At 67.6% G+C, this 14,538-nt stretch carries 12 protein-coding genes; 8 read left to right on the top strand and 4 right to left on the bottom strand.

The window, feature by feature from the left end; genetic code table 11:
- Window position 1: 1 nt before the first annotated feature.
- Window positions 2–586, bottom strand: a complete 585-nt coding sequence (locus GEMRO_RS0124105) for an anthranilate synthase component II (protein ID WP_027136065.1) — start codon at window positions 584–586, stop codon at window positions 2–4.
- 299 nt (window positions 587–885) lie between these two features.
- Here GEMRO_RS0124105 and GEMRO_RS35770 point away from each other — a divergent pair, with 299 nt between their 5' ends.
- Complete coding sequence (locus GEMRO_RS35770) at window positions 886–2,223, top strand: divergent polysaccharide deacetylase family protein (RefSeq protein WP_051329425.1); 1,338 nt, start codon at window positions 886–888, stop codon at window positions 2,221–2,223.
- A 42-nt stretch (window positions 2,224–2,265) separates the two neighbouring features.
- On the opposite strand, the gene trpE is transcribed toward GEMRO_RS35770, so the two are convergent.
- Complete coding sequence (gene trpE, locus GEMRO_RS0124095) at window positions 2,266–3,771, bottom strand: anthranilate synthase component I (RefSeq protein ID WP_027136064.1); 1,506 nt, start codon at window positions 3,769–3,771, stop codon at window positions 2,266–2,268.
- A gap of 133 nt (window positions 3,772–3,904) precedes the next feature.
- On the bottom strand, window positions 3,905–5,800 hold the full coding sequence (locus GEMRO_RS0124090) for a peptidylprolyl isomerase (protein ID WP_027136063.1): 1,896 nt from the start codon (window positions 5,798–5,800) through the stop codon (window positions 3,905–3,907).
- Window positions 5,801–6,146: 346 nt separating this feature from the next.
- Between GEMRO_RS0124090 and tpiA the strand changes: the two genes are divergently transcribed.
- The 6 genes from tpiA (at window position 6,147) to GEMRO_RS0124060 (ending at window position 12,559) form a co-directional block, all read left to right on the top strand.
- Entirely contained in the window at window positions 6,147–6,923 is a 777-nt protein-coding gene (gene tpiA, locus GEMRO_RS31545) for a triose-phosphate isomerase (RefSeq protein ID WP_051329424.1), read from the top strand.
- 4 nt (window positions 6,924–6,927) lie between these two features.
- On the top strand, window positions 6,928–7,263 hold the full coding sequence (gene secG, locus GEMRO_RS0124080; protein ID WP_027136062.1) for a preprotein translocase subunit SecG: 336 nt from the start codon (window positions 6,928–6,930) through the stop codon (window positions 7,261–7,263).
- Between the two features lie 129 nt (window positions 7,264–7,392).
- On the top strand, window positions 7,393–9,021 hold the full coding sequence (locus GEMRO_RS0124075; RefSeq protein ID WP_027136061.1) for a CTP synthase: 1,629 nt from the start codon (window positions 7,393–7,395) through the stop codon (window positions 9,019–9,021).
- A 36-nt stretch (window positions 9,022–9,057) separates the two neighbouring features.
- Window positions 9,058–9,900 (top strand): 3-deoxy-8-phosphooctulonate synthase, encoded by an 843-nt coding sequence (kdsA, locus tag GEMRO_RS0124070; protein ID WP_035485919.1) that lies wholly within the window; start codon window positions 9,058–9,060, stop codon window positions 9,898–9,900.
- A 19-nt stretch (window positions 9,901–9,919) separates the two neighbouring features.
- Complete coding sequence (gene eno / locus GEMRO_RS0124065; protein ID WP_027136059.1) at window positions 9,920–11,206, top strand: phosphopyruvate hydratase; 1,287 nt, start codon at window positions 9,920–9,922, stop codon at window positions 11,204–11,206.
- Between the two features lie 492 nt (window positions 11,207–11,698).
- Window positions 11,699–12,559 (top strand): hypothetical protein, encoded by an 861-nt coding sequence (locus tag GEMRO_RS0124060; RefSeq protein ID WP_035485917.1) that lies wholly within the window; start codon window positions 11,699–11,701, stop codon window positions 12,557–12,559.
- Between the two features lie 191 nt (window positions 12,560–12,750).
- On the opposite strand, the gene GEMRO_RS0124055 is transcribed toward GEMRO_RS0124060, so the two are convergent.
- Window positions 12,751–13,104, bottom strand: coding sequence for an FtsB family cell division protein (locus tag GEMRO_RS0124055; protein WP_027136057.1), 354 nt, complete (start codon window positions 13,102–13,104; stop codon window positions 12,751–12,753).
- Window positions 13,105–13,503: 399 nt separating this feature from the next.
- On the opposite strand from GEMRO_RS0124055, the gene pdhA reads away from it, so the two are divergent.
- Window positions 13,504–14,532 carry a pyruvate dehydrogenase (acetyl-transferring) E1 component subunit alpha gene (gene pdhA / locus GEMRO_RS0124050; RefSeq protein ID WP_027136056.1) on the top strand — a complete coding sequence of 343 codons (1,029 nt, stop codon included), beginning with the start codon at window positions 13,504–13,506 and terminating at the stop codon, window positions 14,530–14,532.
- Window positions 14,533–14,538: the final 6 nt, after the last annotated feature.

Below are 14,538 nucleotides of genomic sequence, written 5' to 3'. Positions count from 1 at the left end.
CTCATGCCTGTCCTCCCACGCCAGCCAGCTCCAGGAAGTTCTTCAACAGATGCTTGCCCTCGACGGTCTCGATGCTCTCCGGGTGGAACTGGACCCCGTGGATCAGGAATTCCCGGTGGCGGATGCCCATGATCACCCCGTCTTCGGAGCGGGCATTGGCGACCAAGCTGTCCGGCATGGTCGACGGCACGGCGCACAGGGAGTGGTAGCGGGTCGCGGTGAACGGGTCGGGCAGGTCCTTGAACACGCCGCTACCATCATGGGCGATCTGGTCGACCTTGCCGTGCATCAGCCGCGGCGCGCGTGCGACCGTGGCGCCGAAGGCCTGCGCGATCGCCTGGTGCCCCAGGCACACGCCCAGGATCGGGATGCGGCCCTTGGCCCGATCGATCAGCTCCAGGCAGATCCCGGCCTCATCGGGGGTGCAGGGGCCGGGCGACAGCACGATCGCCTCGGGCCCGCGGTCGAGGACCTCGTCCACGCTCAGGGCGTCGTTGCGCCAGACCTCGGTGGTGGCGCCCAGCTCGCCGAGATAGTGGTACAGATTATACGTGAAACTGTCGTAATTATCGACGAGCAGCAGCATCGGGCCTGCCGTTCCAAGAGAGGGGGCCATCAGCGCGACGCTTAACCCTGCCGGACAGCCGCGTCGAGAATCTTGCAGCCAATCCCCTCCACCGACCGTGGCCTGTCGGCTACTCCCCGTCGCACCGGGCTTTATTCTTTTCGACAGATGGGAATAATGGCAGCGAAGACCAATGGTCGCCGCCTGTCCCCCGGGACGCGACGATTTCCTGCCCGCCTTCGACGGACCCAATGAATCCTTCACGTCTATCCCGGCGAGCCCGCCGTTGGCTGCGACGCGGCCTGGGCACGACTGCCTGGGTGGTGACCCTGAGCGCCACGGCGCTCGGCACCTATCTGCTGGTTGTCTGGGACGATGCGCGCACGCGGGAGGATTGGGTCCGCGCGGTGGAGGCGCCACCCGCCGCTCCAGCGACGCAGCTTGCCGATATGCAACCGGAGCCAGGCGAGGTAGCGACGCCGGCGCCCGATCCGTCCAGCGCCGCCGTTCCCGACCTCCAGCCGCCGCCGGCTCCTGTCGCTGCCCTGCCTCCGGCGGACGACGCGGAGACCGGGGTGGGGACCGCGCCCTTGCCGGAGGTGGCCGAAGCGGAGCCCGTGCCGCCGCCCATCGAGCCGGCACTGACGGCGCCGCCGCCGGAGCAGGCCCCGGCCGAACCGGTCCTGGCAGATCCGGACATGGTCGCGGAACTGCCGGATGAGCCGGACCAGCCGCCAGCCAGCCCACCCGAGCCGGCTCGCCTTGTCGAGGAGCCGGCCCCCGAGACCCTAGCGGACTTGCCCTACGAGGAGCCGGGGGTGGCGCCGGTGGCACCACTGGTCGCGCCGGAGCCGCTGCCACCGGTGGCGGCTCCGGGGGTGCGCCCCAGGCTGATGCCCGAGCGGCTCGCCGGGCCGACCGTCGCGATCGTGATCGACGACATGGGCTTCAGCGAGCATGCGGTGCGCCGGCTGATCGAGGCGCGCCGTCCGCTCAATCTCGCCTTCCTGCCCTATGCGGAGAACAGCCGCGCCGCCGCCCGGATCGCCGCGGCGGCCGGCCTGGAGGTGATGGTCCACCTGCCGATGGAACCGGTGGGCCGGGAGAATCCGGGCCCGGGCGCCATTCGGGTTGGGATGAGCGGCGACGCCATCAAGGCCGGCGTGACCGCCGCCATCGGCGATGTGCCCGGGGCGATGGGCCTGAACAACCACATGGGCAGCAAGGCGACTGCCGACACGGCGACGGCGCGGTCGGTGATGGCGGCCATGGCCGGGCGCGGGATGTTCTTCCTGGACAGCCGTACCACCGGCCGCAGCCAGGCCCAGGCGGCGGCCCTGGCCGCCGGCGTGCCCGCTATCGGCCGCGACGTCTTCCTGGACAACGATCCCAGCACCGCGGCGGTCACTGCGCAGCTCCATGTCCTGGAGCGTCTGGCACGCTCGCGCGGCTATGCGGTAGCGATCGGCCACCCGCACCGCACCACGATCGACGCGCTGATGGACTGGATCCCCAAGGCCGAGGCGCGCGGCATCCGGCTGACCACCGTCAGCCATCTGGTCCCGATCGATACCTGCCGCCACCGGCGGCCGGATTCGCCGTTCATCTGCATCGAGCCGCCGGGCGAGGACACGCTCGCCCGGGCGGTCAGCAACTAGGACAACCCGGCCGCCATCCCGAGGGAGCGGCCGGCAGGGTCCTCAGTTGCCGCGGTCGTTGGCCAGCGCCACGGCGTCCTGGGCAGCGCGGATCAGCGCCCGGGCCTTGTTGCAGCTCTCCTGGTACTCAGCCTCCGGGTCGCTGTCCGCGACTACCCCGCCGCCGGCCTGGATGTACATCCGGCCATCCTTGAGCAGGGAGGTACGCAGCGCGATGCAGCTGTCCATGTTCCCGTCGGCGCCAAAATAGCCGACCGTCCCGCCATAGAATCCGCGCCGCTCGGGCTCCAGCTCCTCGATGATCTCCATGGCCCGCACCTTGGGCGCGCCGGAGACCGTGCCGGCGGGGAAACCGGCGATCAGCGCGTCGAGCGCGTCCTTGTCCGGCCGGATCCGCCCTTCAACATTGCTCACGATGTGCATGACGTGGGAATAATACTCCACGACCATCTTCTCGGTGACCTTGACCGTGCCGATCTCCGCCACCCGGCCGACGTCGTTGCGGCCGAGGTCGAGCAGCATCAGGTGCTCGGCGAGTTCCTTGGGATCGGCCAGGAGGTCGGCGGCGAGTTCGGCATCCTCGGCACGGTCGGCGCCGCGCCGCCTGGTCCCGGCGATCGGCCGGATGGTGACGTTGCCGTCGCGCAGCCGCACCAGGATCTCCGGCGAGGAGCCCACCAGCTGGTAGCCGTCCAGGTCGAGGTAGAACAGGAACGGGGAAGGGTTGAGCCGGCGCAGCGAGCGGTAGAGGTCGAACGGCGGCAGCGAGAACTCGGCGGTGAATCTCTGGGACGGCACCACCTGGAAGATGTCGCCGGCGGCGACGTACTCCTTCGCCCGCAGCACCATCGCGTGATAGTCCTCGCGGCTCATGTTCGGCCGGGGATCGATCTCGACGGCCTCGCCAGCCGGACGCTGGTGAGACAGCGGCTGCTCCAGGGCAGCCAGCGCGCCGCCCAGACGGTCGCAGGCAGCCTCGTAGGCGGCCGATGCGCTCACGCCTTCCTGCGGCCAGACCGGGGTGATCAGGTGCATCCGGTCGAAGACGTTGTCGAACACGCAGATCAGGGTCGGGCGCAGGAACACGGCATCGGGCAGGCCCAGCCGGTCCTGGTTCTTCTCCGGCAGGCGCTCCATGCGCCGGACCATGTCGTAGGCCATCTGCCCGAACAGGCCAGCCGACATCGGCGGCAGGCCGGCCGGCAGCTCGAACCGGCATTCGTCGATCAGGCGGCGCAGGGACGGCAGCGACGGCTCGTCCAGCGCCTCGAACGCATCTCGGTCCTCGGCGAAGCGGCGGTTGATCTCCGGCCGGTCGCCGAAGCAGCGCCAGATCAGATCGGGCTTCACCGCGATCACCGAATAGCGGCCGCGCACGGCGCCGCCTTCGACGCTTTCCAGGAGGATGCCGTAGGGATGACCCTCGCCGAGCTTCATCCAGGCCGAGACGGTCGTCTCCAGGTCGGACGGGATGACGGCGGTCACCACGGCGGGGCGCTGTTGCCGGTAGCTGTCGGCAAAAGTCGAAAAATCGGGAGAAGTCTTCACGGGAGCGTGCTCGTGCAGGTGGAAGCGGACGGGCGGCGGTCGACGGTCGTCCACCGCCGCCATCGCTTCCCGGCAGAGCGTGTCCCGATCCAGGCCCCATGGCCGCACCCGGTCCTCGTCATCACCGGTACGCTCACTGGGCCTGGTTCGTGGTGCGCATGAAGTTCTCCAGAGCCCGCTCATGCACCACCGGCGGGAAGCGCTGGCGCAGCGCCTGGTCGTACTGGTCGACCACGTCGCTGGTCATCTCGCCGGCAAGCGCCGTGGTCAGGGTATCGGCGCCTTCCTCGGGCGCCGGGGTGACCTGATCGGTCACCACGAGGCCGTACCCGGTCGGCAGCTCGACGGGTTCGCCCGGAGGCTGGTCCGGCGGCGTGGCAAACAGGCGCTCGACGGTCTGCGGCCCCAGATTGTCGGTCTCGCCCAGGTCGTCGCGCTTGACCGGCCCGATCGACAGGACCTGCGCGGCGGGATGGCCTTCGGCAGCCTGTTCCAGCGTCTGCCCGCCGGTCACCGCGGTGTGCAGCTCGGTCGCGATCTCCTTGGCCCGCGCCATCCGGGCATCGGCCAGCCAAGCGTCGCGCAGCTCGTCGCGCACCTCGTCCAGGCGACGATCGCGCTCCGGTTCGATCGCATCGACCCGCAGCAGGTAGTCGCCGCCCTCGGGCAGGGGCTCCATCACCGAGATGTCGCCCTGCGCGGCGGAAAAGGCCGTCTGCAGGACAGGGTCTGGCAGGGCGGGGTCGATCGATTCGCCCTGCGGGTCGTTGCCCGCCTGATCGGTCATCTCGACCTTGCGCACCTCGAAGCCACCGCTCCTGGCGGCCTCTTCCAGGCTGGCGCCGCCGGCGATCTGGTCCTGGACCGCGTTTTCAAGGTTGGGAAGGTCGTCGGCCGCCTGGACCAAAGCCAGCTCGTCCCGGATCTGCTGGCGGACCTCCTCGAAGGGCGTACGGCTCTCCGGCGTCTCGTCCTGGATCACGAACATGACCTGGTTGCCGAACGCGGTCCGGGTGATCTCGCTGACCCCACCGACCGGGCCGGCGAAGATTGCGTCCTCCACCGCCCGATCCGGGAAGTTGCCGCGCGAGATCGTGCCCAGATCCAGAAGCTCGACCCCTTCCATCGACTGCGCCACCGCTTCGGCCGGTTCGCCTGCCTGGACGCGGGTGCGCGCCTGCGACAGCGCCGCCTCGTCCGGACCGGTCAGCTGCTGGACCGTGCGGGTGGCAGGACTTGTGAACTCCGCGGCCCGCTCCTCATACACTTCGCGCAGCCGCTCCTCGGAAATCTGGATCTCCGGCGCGAGATCCTCCGGGGTCATCGTCAGGAGGGTGAAGCTGCGATACTCGGGCGCCCGGTACGACTCCTGCTGGTCCTTCAGCAGGGCCTCGAGCTGCTCGTCCGTGGGATCGGCAACCCCGTCCACCATTTCGGCGTTGACCCGCAGCACGCGGCCCTGGCGCTCCTCGTTGCGGTAGGCCCAGAGCAGGTCCGCCGCCGTCTCCGGCGCGGCTGCGGCCACGCCGATGCTCAGGATCATCATCCGGCGCAGCTCATCGCGGCGGACCAGCTGCAGGTAGCCCTCCTCGGTCAGGCCGTTGGAGCGGATCAGCTGCTCGAAGCGCGCCTTGTCGAACCGGCCGCCGACCTGGAAGGTCGGGTTGGCCGCGACGATCCGGGCAAGGCTGGCATCGTCCACCACCAGGCCCAGCGCCCGCGCATGGGCCTCGACGCTCCGGTCCGCGATCAGCTCGGCCAGGACCCGCTGGCCCAGGCCCATGGCGATCGCCTGGTCGCGCTCGATGTAGCGTCCGGACCGCTGGCGCAGGCCGCGCAGCTCCTGGTCGAGCAGGCTCTCCGCCTCGGGCAGATCGATGTCGAGGTCACCCACCGTCACCAGGGTATTGCCGCCGGTCCCCCCGCGGAACACGTCGCCGATGCCCCATACCGCGAAGCTGAGCACAAGGAGCACCACGAAGGCGCCGCCGATCACTTTGACGAAATACTTCTTCAGCTTCTCGAACATGGCGAGCGGCGATCTTCCTGGCGGACGACATGGCAGACCCTCCCAGCCTAGTCGGCCAGGAGATGGAACGGCGCGGACCATACCCAGACGCCGGGGTCCGGGCAACGCGGGCATGCGCAAGCCGATCCCGAGCCCGGCCGGTGGTCGTCGCGGCGGGAGCGTTGCGGATGCCGCCGGAGCCCCGCAGCACCACGCGGCTGCCGCAGTGATCCGGCCGGATCCCGCCAGGGTGGCGGCGCTGGCCGGGCTGTGCTATCCGCGCCGCCGTCACCCATATGACGTTGGCGTCGCGCGTCCGGCCATACGGTCTGCCGCGGCGATCCGCCCTGTCCTTACGGAGTAGCTCATGCCCGCGCGGCGCCCGTTCGTGTTCGGCAACTGGAAGATGAACGGTCTGGGCAGTGACGCCCTGGCCCTGGCTGCCGCGCTGAAAGCGGAAGGCCGGCCGGCCGAGGGCACGCTGGCCGTTTTCCCGCCGTTCACCCAGATCGCCGTGGTGGCCCAGCATCTGGAGGGCAGCGGCATCCTGGTGGGCGCGCAGGATTGTCATGAGGCCGCGAAGGGTGCCTATACCGGCTCGATTTCTGCCGGGATGGTCGCCGACGCCGGCGCGACCGCGGTGCTGCTCGGCCATTCCGAGCGTCGGCACGGGCTGGGCGAGACCGACAGCCAGGTGAGGGCGAAGGCCGAAGCTGCGCTGGCGGCCGGCCTTGACACCCTGGTGATCTGCATCGGCGAGACCGAGGCGGAATATCTCGACAAGGCGACGCTGCAGGTGCTGGACCGGCAGATCGAGGGCTCGATCCCAGCGGGGATCGACGTCGAACGTCTGGTGGTCGCCTACGAGCCGGTCTGGGCGATCGGCACCGGCCGGACCCCCACAATCGAGGAGATCGGCCAGGTCCACGCCCATCTGCGCCAGAAGCTGGTGGCGCATCTGGACGGCGACGGCAGCACCGTGCCGATCCAGTATGGCGGCTCGGTCAAGGGCTCCAACGCCGGGTCGATCCTGGCGGTGCCCGACGTGGACGGGGCGCTGGTGGGTGGCGCCAGCCTCGATCCGGCAGAATTCACGAAGATCTTCACCGCGGGTGGCGGCCGGTTCGCCGCATCCGGGAGCTGACATCATGCAGACGGTCGTCCTGGTCATTCATCTCCTGATCGCTGTCGCGCTGGTCGGTCTGGTCCTGATCCAGCGCAGCGAGGGCGGCGGGCTCGGTCTGGGCGGCGGTGGCGGCGGCGGCGGCGGGTTCATGACCGCCCGCGGCACCGCCAACCTGCTGACCCGGTCGACGGCGATCCTGGCGGGCTGCTTTGTCATGACCAGCCTGGTCCTGGCGATCCTGGCCGGAACGGGCACCTCCAGCCGCTCGATCTTCGACAGCCTGCCGGCCGAGGAGACGGCCCCGGTCGAGGAGCAGCCCGCGGCGCCGGCTGGTCCGGCCGCCCCGCTCGCTCAGTGAGCGCGGGAGCGCAACCCGGGCCCGGCCCTGCCTGTCGCAGCGCCGGCCCGTTCCGTTGACTTCTGTTATCATCCAAGCCGGTCACTGGCCGCTTGCCAGGAACCTCGCGCACGTGGAATCTAGGGACCGATGACGCGCTACGTCTTCATCACCGGCGGCGTGGTCTCCTCGCTCGGCAAGGGCTTGGCGGCCGCCGCACTCGGAGCGCTCCTGCAGCTCAGGGGCTACCGCGTCCGTCTCCGCAAGTTCGACCCCTACCTGAACGTCGACCCGGGCACGATGAGCCCGTACCAGCACGGCGAGGTGTTCGTCACCGAGGACGGTGCCGAGACCGACCTGGACCTTGGGCACTACGAACGCTTCACCGGCGTGTTCGCCCGCGGCACCGACAGCACCACGTCCGGCAAGATCTATTCGCGTGTGCTCGAGCGCGAGCGGCGTGGCGACTATCTGGGCGGCACCGTCCAGGTGATCCCGCACGTCACCGACACGATCAAGGAGTTCGTGCAGGGCGACACCGGCGACGCCGACATTGTGATCTGCGAGATCGGCGGCACGATCGGCGACATCGAGGGCCTGCCGTTCCTGGAGGCGATCCGTCAGGTCGGCTGGGAGCTGGGGCCGGAACGGACCTGCTTCATCCACGTCACGCTGGTGCCGTTCCTGGCCTCGGCCAAGGAACTGAAGACCAAGCCGACCCAGCATTCAGTGCGGGAGCTGCGGGCGCTGGGCATCCAGCCGGACGTGCTGGTCTGCCGCTCCGAGCACCCGATCTCGCACGACGCCCGGCGCAAGATTGCCATGCAGTGCTCGGTCCGGCCCGAGGCGGTGATCGCCGCCATGGATGCGCGTTCGATCTACGAGGTGCCGATCGCCTATCATCAGGAAGGGCTGGACGTTCAGGTCCTGAAGTCCCTGGGTCTGCCGCACGAGCAGGAGCCGGACGTCGACACCTGGCGGTCCATCGTCCACGCGGTGGAGAGGCCGGAGGGCGAGGTCACCATCGGGATTGTCGGCAAGTATGCGGGCATGGCCGATGCCTACAAGTCGCTGGGCGAATCGCTGATCCATGGCGGGATCGCCAACCGGGTCAAGGTGCACCTGCGCTGGATCGAGGCGGAGCAGGTCGGCGGCGTGCATGGCCATCATGCCCTGGACGGCTGCTCGGCGGTGCTGGTGCCGGGCGGGTTCGGCGAGCGCGGCGTGGACGGCAAGATCGCTGCCATCACCTATGCCCGCACCGAGAAACTGCCGTTCCTGGGGATCTGCTTCGGCATGCAGCTCGCCTGCATCGAGGTCGCCCGGCATGTCGCCGGGATCAACGACGCGTCGTCGACCGAATTCGGCCCATGCGAGGATCCGATCGTCGGCCTGCTCACCGAGTGGGAGCGCGACGGCGTGCGCGAGCGACGTGTCGCCGATGGGGCGCTCGGCGGCACCATGCGTCTGGGCGGCTATCCCGCCCATCTGGTCGAGGACAGCCTCGCCCAGCGGATCTACGGGACGACGGTGATTTCGGAGCGCCATCGGCACCGCTACGAGGTGAATGTCGCGTACAAGGACCGGCTGGAGCAGGCCGGGCTGATCTTCACCGGGCTGTCGCCGGACGGGATCCTCCCCGAGATCGTGGAGATCCCGGACCATCCCTGGTTCGTGGGCGTGCAGTTCCACCCCGAGTTCAAGTCGCGGCCGTTCGCACCGCACCCGCTGTTCGCCTCCTTCATTGAGGCGGCAGTCCGTCAGTCGCGCCTGGTCTGAAGGGCGCGTTCGACCCGCAAGCGAAAGGGACGAGAGATGCAGCATGAGGTTTCGGCCGGTGCAGTGACATTTGGTCGGACCCGGCCTTTCGTCCTGATCGCCGGGCCGTGCGCCATCGAGAGCCGCGACCACGTCATGTTCATGGCGGACGCCTTGGTCCAGCTCACCACGCGGCTGGACATCCCGTTCGTGTTCAAGTCGAGCTTCGACAAGGCGAACCGCACCAGCGGCAGCGCCGCGCGCGGGGTGGGCATGGCGAAGGGCCTGGAGATCCTGGCCGAGGTGAAGGCGCGCCATGGCTGCCCGGTGCTGACCGACGTGCATGAGAGCCACCAGTGCGCCCCGGTGGCCGAGGTGGCCGACATCCTGCAGATCCCGGCCTTCCTGTCCCGGCAGACCGATCTTCTGGTGGCCGCTGCCGCCACCGGGGCGGTGGTCAACGTCAAGAAGGGCCAGTTCCTGGCGCCCTGGGACATGGCGAACGTCGCGAAGAAGCTGGAGGAGTCCGGCTCGTCGCGGATCCTGCTTACCGACCGCGGCACCTCGTTCGGCTACAACACCCTGGTCACCGATTTCCGCGGCCTGCACTACCTGGACGCCACCGGGTGGCCGGTCGTGTTCGATGCGACCCATTCCGTGCAGCAGCCGGGCGGGCTCGGAGGGGCCTCCGGCGGCCAGCGCATGTTCGTCCCGCTCCTGGCCCGTGCCGCCGTGGCGCTGGGCGTGGCCTCGGTATTCATCGAGAGCCACGACCGCCCTGACCAGGCGCTCTCCGACGGTCCCAACCAGGTGCCGCTCGACCGGATGGAGGAGGTGCTGGCCGACCTCGCCACGTTCGACCGGATGGCCAAGCGGCATCCGCTTCCCAAGCTCGCCTAACTAGGGGGAATACTCGGTCATGTACGACACCGACATCGTGGGGCTGCACGCCCGCCAGATCCTGGACAGTCGCGGCAACCCGACGGTCGAGGTCGACGTGACCCTGTCCGCCGGCATTGTCGGCCGCGCCGCGGTCCCCTCGGGCGCCTCGACCGGCTCGCGCGAGGCGATCGAGCTGCGCGACGGCGACAAGAGCCGCTGGCTGGGCAAGGGCGTCGGCAAGGCGGTCGACGCGGTGAACGGCGAGATCGCCGACGCCATCCTGGGCATGGACGCCTCGGACCAGCTGGGGATCGACCGGGCGCTGATCGAGCTGGATGGCAGCGAGGCGAAGAGCCGGCTTGGCGCCAACGCCCTGCTGGGCGTCAGCATGGCGGTCGCCAAGGCGGCGTCCGAGCAGCTGGGCCTGCCGCTCTACCGCTATGTCGGCGGCACCTCGGCGCGGGTCCTGCCGGTGCCGATGATGAACGTGATCAATGGCGGCGCCCATGCCGACAATCCGATCGACATCCAGGAGTTCATGATCATGCCGGTGGGCGCCCCCTCGTTCGCCGAGGGGCTGCGCATGGGTGCGGAAGTCTTCCACGCGCTGAAGAAGGCGCTGAAGGATGCCGGCCACAACACCAATGTCGGCGACGAAGGCGGCTTCGCCCCGAACCTGGAGAGCGCCGAGGCGGCGATGGCCTTCCTCGAGAAGGCGGTGACGGCGGCCGGCTACAAGGTCGGCGATGACATCGTGTTCGCGCTGGACTGCGCCGCCTCCGAGTTCTTCGCCGACGGCGTCTACGACATGGCAGGCGAGGGCAAGAAGGTCGACAGCGCCGGGATGGTCGACTTCCTGGAAGGACTGGTCGGCAAGTTCCCGATCGTCTCGATCGAGGACGGCATGGGCGAGGCCGACTGGGACGGCTGGAAGCTCCTCACGGACCGGATCGGGTCCAAGGTCCAGATCGTCGGCGACGACCTGTTCGTGACCAATCCGAAGATCCTGCGGGAGGGCATCGAGAAGGGCATCGCCAACGCGATCCTGATCAAGGTCAACCAGATCGGCACGCTGTCGGAGACCCTGGACGCGGTGGAGACCGCCAAGGTCGCCAGCTACCGCTCGGTGATGTCGCATCGATCGGGCGAGACGGAGGACGCGACCATCGCCGACCTGGCGGTGGCGACCAATTGCGGGCAGATCAAGACAGGATCGCTGTCCCGCTCCGACCGGCTGGCGAAGTACAACCAACTCCTGCGGATTGAGGAGCAGCTGGGTGACCTTGCGATCTATCCGGGCCGCCGGGCGCTCGCCCGAACCTGAGACCTAGTTCGCGCCAGACGAGAGCAGCGGAAAGGCCCGGCAACGACAAGGTTGCCGGGCCTTTTTGCGTGCTCGATACGCTCATGGCGAGCGCTCCCGTCCTGCAGTTGCGGCTCATCGAGATATATCACCGGAAAACGTAAAAGTTTCTGCGCAGCGAGGGGTTCACATCAGTACAATAATTCGAGATATTTCTATGGCCCATGACGTCCTGATCCTCATCTGCATTGGATTTTGAAGCCTTACTCATATGTCATGAAACAAACATCCATTTTTTCTACTGCGAATGGCTGATTAATACGCCGTCACAATTCGTCTCGCCTCCCTGGAACTAGTTTACCGCTTCACAGCTGCGTGTCAGATCATCGGACGGATCGAGTGCCTAATCGTCCTGCCTGCGGATCCTGAGGTCTCTCACCTCGGTATGATCCCTGCGATGCGGCGGCGACGTTGGTTTCGATCACAACCTGCAATTGTCCTGGGGGGGACATCATGCGCAGCCGTTTTGCTGCCGTACTGGCGGCCGCTGGAATCGTGCTCGGTTCATTGGTGGCGATGGCGCCTGCCGATGCCGTGGCCAAAGACAAGCCGATCTACGATGGCTTCCGTTACTACAAGAAGCCCAGCCTGAAGGGCTGCGGCCTCAGCACCATCAAGATCTTCTATGAAGGCGAGCTTTTCGGCGGAGCCAGCAAGTCCAAGCCGAACGTCAAGCAGCTCAAGAACGTCATCGTTCCGCAGATTCTGAAGAAGAAGTGGGACTACGTCGTCATCGACATTGAGCAGTGGGATCCCGTCAAGGAGATGGACAAGCTCATCCTCGCGATGAAGACCATCCGCGATGGTGTGCGCGCCAAAGGCGGTAAGTCCAAGCTTGGCTACTACATGATGCTGCCGGAGAAGAACTGGTACGCTCCGGTTCAGAACAGCTCCAGCCGCATGAAGAGCTGGAAGAAGAACAACGACAAGCTGGCCCGTCTGGCCAAGGAAGTCGACGTTATCTTCCCGTCGCTCTACGCGATGTTCGACAGCAAGAGCGACTGGGTCAAGTACGCCAAGGGCACCATCAAGGAGGCCCGTCAGTACGGAAAGCCGGTGATCCCGTTCATCTGGCCGCAGATCCATGACTGGAACAAGGACGACGGCCAGAAGTACATGTCGGCCAGCTTCTGGAAGACCCAGCTGCAGACCATCCACGACAACGCCGACGGCACCGTGATCTGGGGGTCGATGACCACCAAGAAGGGCAAGCGCGGCTGGGATACCTGGAAGAGCGGCATGCCCTGGTGGCAGGTCACCAAGGACTTCGCGAAGGCCAACGGCACCGGCAAGTTCAGCGGCTGCAAGGCCTGAGCGAGAGCCAGCGGGTCTGGTTCGCCCGGCCCGCCCTCCTTGGATCTGGCAGTGTTGTCTCAAGGCCCCGTCGGCATCGGCGGGGCCTTTCTCTTGTGCTGTCCCGCAGGCGAAGGTGCTGCGGGTAACAGGCCGGAACAAACGGATCGGTGACGTCCAGAGGGAACCGCCTGCTTCGTCAAAGACGTGCTTCAGGGAGCGACGTTGGGGCCGAGGGTGTTGTCCGGAATGAACACGTCGCCCTCGCGGATCCAGCCAAGCTCGAGCAGCTTCTCCTCGACCAGGTCCGCATCCATGTAGCGGTTGTCGAGCAGGTTCTGGTGGTGGCGCAGCGCATCGCGCCGCTGCTCGAGGGAAGCCAGGTCCTGCTCCAGGATCTGCACCGCGCGGCGCTGGTCCATATAGGCATAGAACCCACGCGAGCCGTGCAGGGCATGCCAGGCGAACCAGCCGCTCAGCAGCAGCAGCAGGAAGCCCATCCAGCGCCAGCGGATCTCCCGGCGCAGCCAGATCCAAAACCGGTCGACATATTCTTCGGCGATCATGCGGGCTCCGCCCTTGCTGTTCTTCCGTTAGCCCGAATTCCCGTCCGGCGCGAGCGCAAAGCGGACGGTCGCCGGATCGGTGCTGGGGGGAACCGGACGCCGGTCCCGATGCTGATGAAGCGGGCGCATCGTCGCGCTCCGAATCCGACAGTCAGTCGGAGCGAAGTATCAGGGACAACTCTTGATGCGTTGCAGCAATAATCACCGGCGTTGCACGCGCATGACCCCCATGCGCGAGGAAGGACTGTCGGCCAAGCGCGGTCAATGGCATGTCGTCGGCCGTATCGTGCAGCTTCGGACTTGCACATTTCGCTGCGGCACCACAGGTTGCCGCCCAGCGAAGGCGGCCAGAGCTGCACGGGCGCCCTACATGACGCCGCAATCCAGGGGGGAAGCTGGATGACCGCCACGAGCAAGCAGAAGACCGAGGAAGCCGAGGTACCCAGCGGCGCCCCGTCCAATCTGCCCGATCAGGCCACCCTGATGGCCTGGTACCGAGAAATGCTGCTGATCCGTCGCTTCGAGGAGAAGGCCGGGCAGCTCTACGGCATGGGCCTGATCGGTGGCTTCTGCCATCTCTATATCGGCCAGGAAGCGGTCGCGGTCGGCATCCAGGCGGCACTCACCGAGAAGGATTCCGTGGTCACCGGCTACCGGGACCACGGCCACATGCTGGTCTGCCAGATGGACCCCCGCCGGGTCATGGCGGAGCTGACCGGGCGCATCACCGGCTACTCCAAGGGCAAGGGCGGCTCGATGCACATGTTCGCCAAGGACAAGAAGTTCTATGGCGGCCATGGCATCGTCGGTGCGCAGATCCCCCTCGGCACCGGCATCGCGTTTGCCCACCAGTACGAAGAGGATGGGGGCCTGTGCGTCGCTTATTGCGGCGACGGCGCGGTCAACCAGGGCCAGGTGTACGAGGCTTTCAACATGGCGGCGCTCTGGAAGCTGCCGGTCCTCTACGTGATCGAGAACAACCGCTACGGCATGGGCACCTCGGTGCAGCGCGCCGCCGCCGGCACCCGGCTGTGCGACCGCGGCCAGGCCTACGGCATCCCGGGCGAGCAGGTCGACGGCATGGACGTGCTGGCGGTGGAGGCCACCGCTGCCCGGCTGGTCGGCAAGATCCGCGCCGGCGAGGGGCCGCAGATCCTGGAGGCGATGACCTATCGCTATCGCGGCCACTCCATGTCCGATCCCGCCAAGTACCGCACCAAGGACGAGGTCGAGGCGATGCGCAGCCAGCACGACCCGATCGAGAACCTGAAGAAGATCATCGAGGTCAAGGGATTCGCCGACGAGGCCGCCTTCAAGGCGATCGACAAGGAGATCCGCGACATCGTCAACGAGAGCGCCAGGTTCGCCCAGGACAGCCCCGAGCCCGATCCTTCGGAACTCTGGACTGACATCCTCGTAGAATCCTGAGCTGAG

Source organism: Geminicoccus roseus DSM 18922 (genome assembly GCF_000427665.1).
Taxonomy (GTDB): domain Bacteria; phylum Pseudomonadota; class Alphaproteobacteria; order Geminicoccales; family Geminicoccaceae; genus Geminicoccus; species Geminicoccus roseus.
The sequence above is the reverse complement of the archived record's forward strand: the minus strand, read 5'-3'. Positions and strand labels throughout refer to the sequence as shown.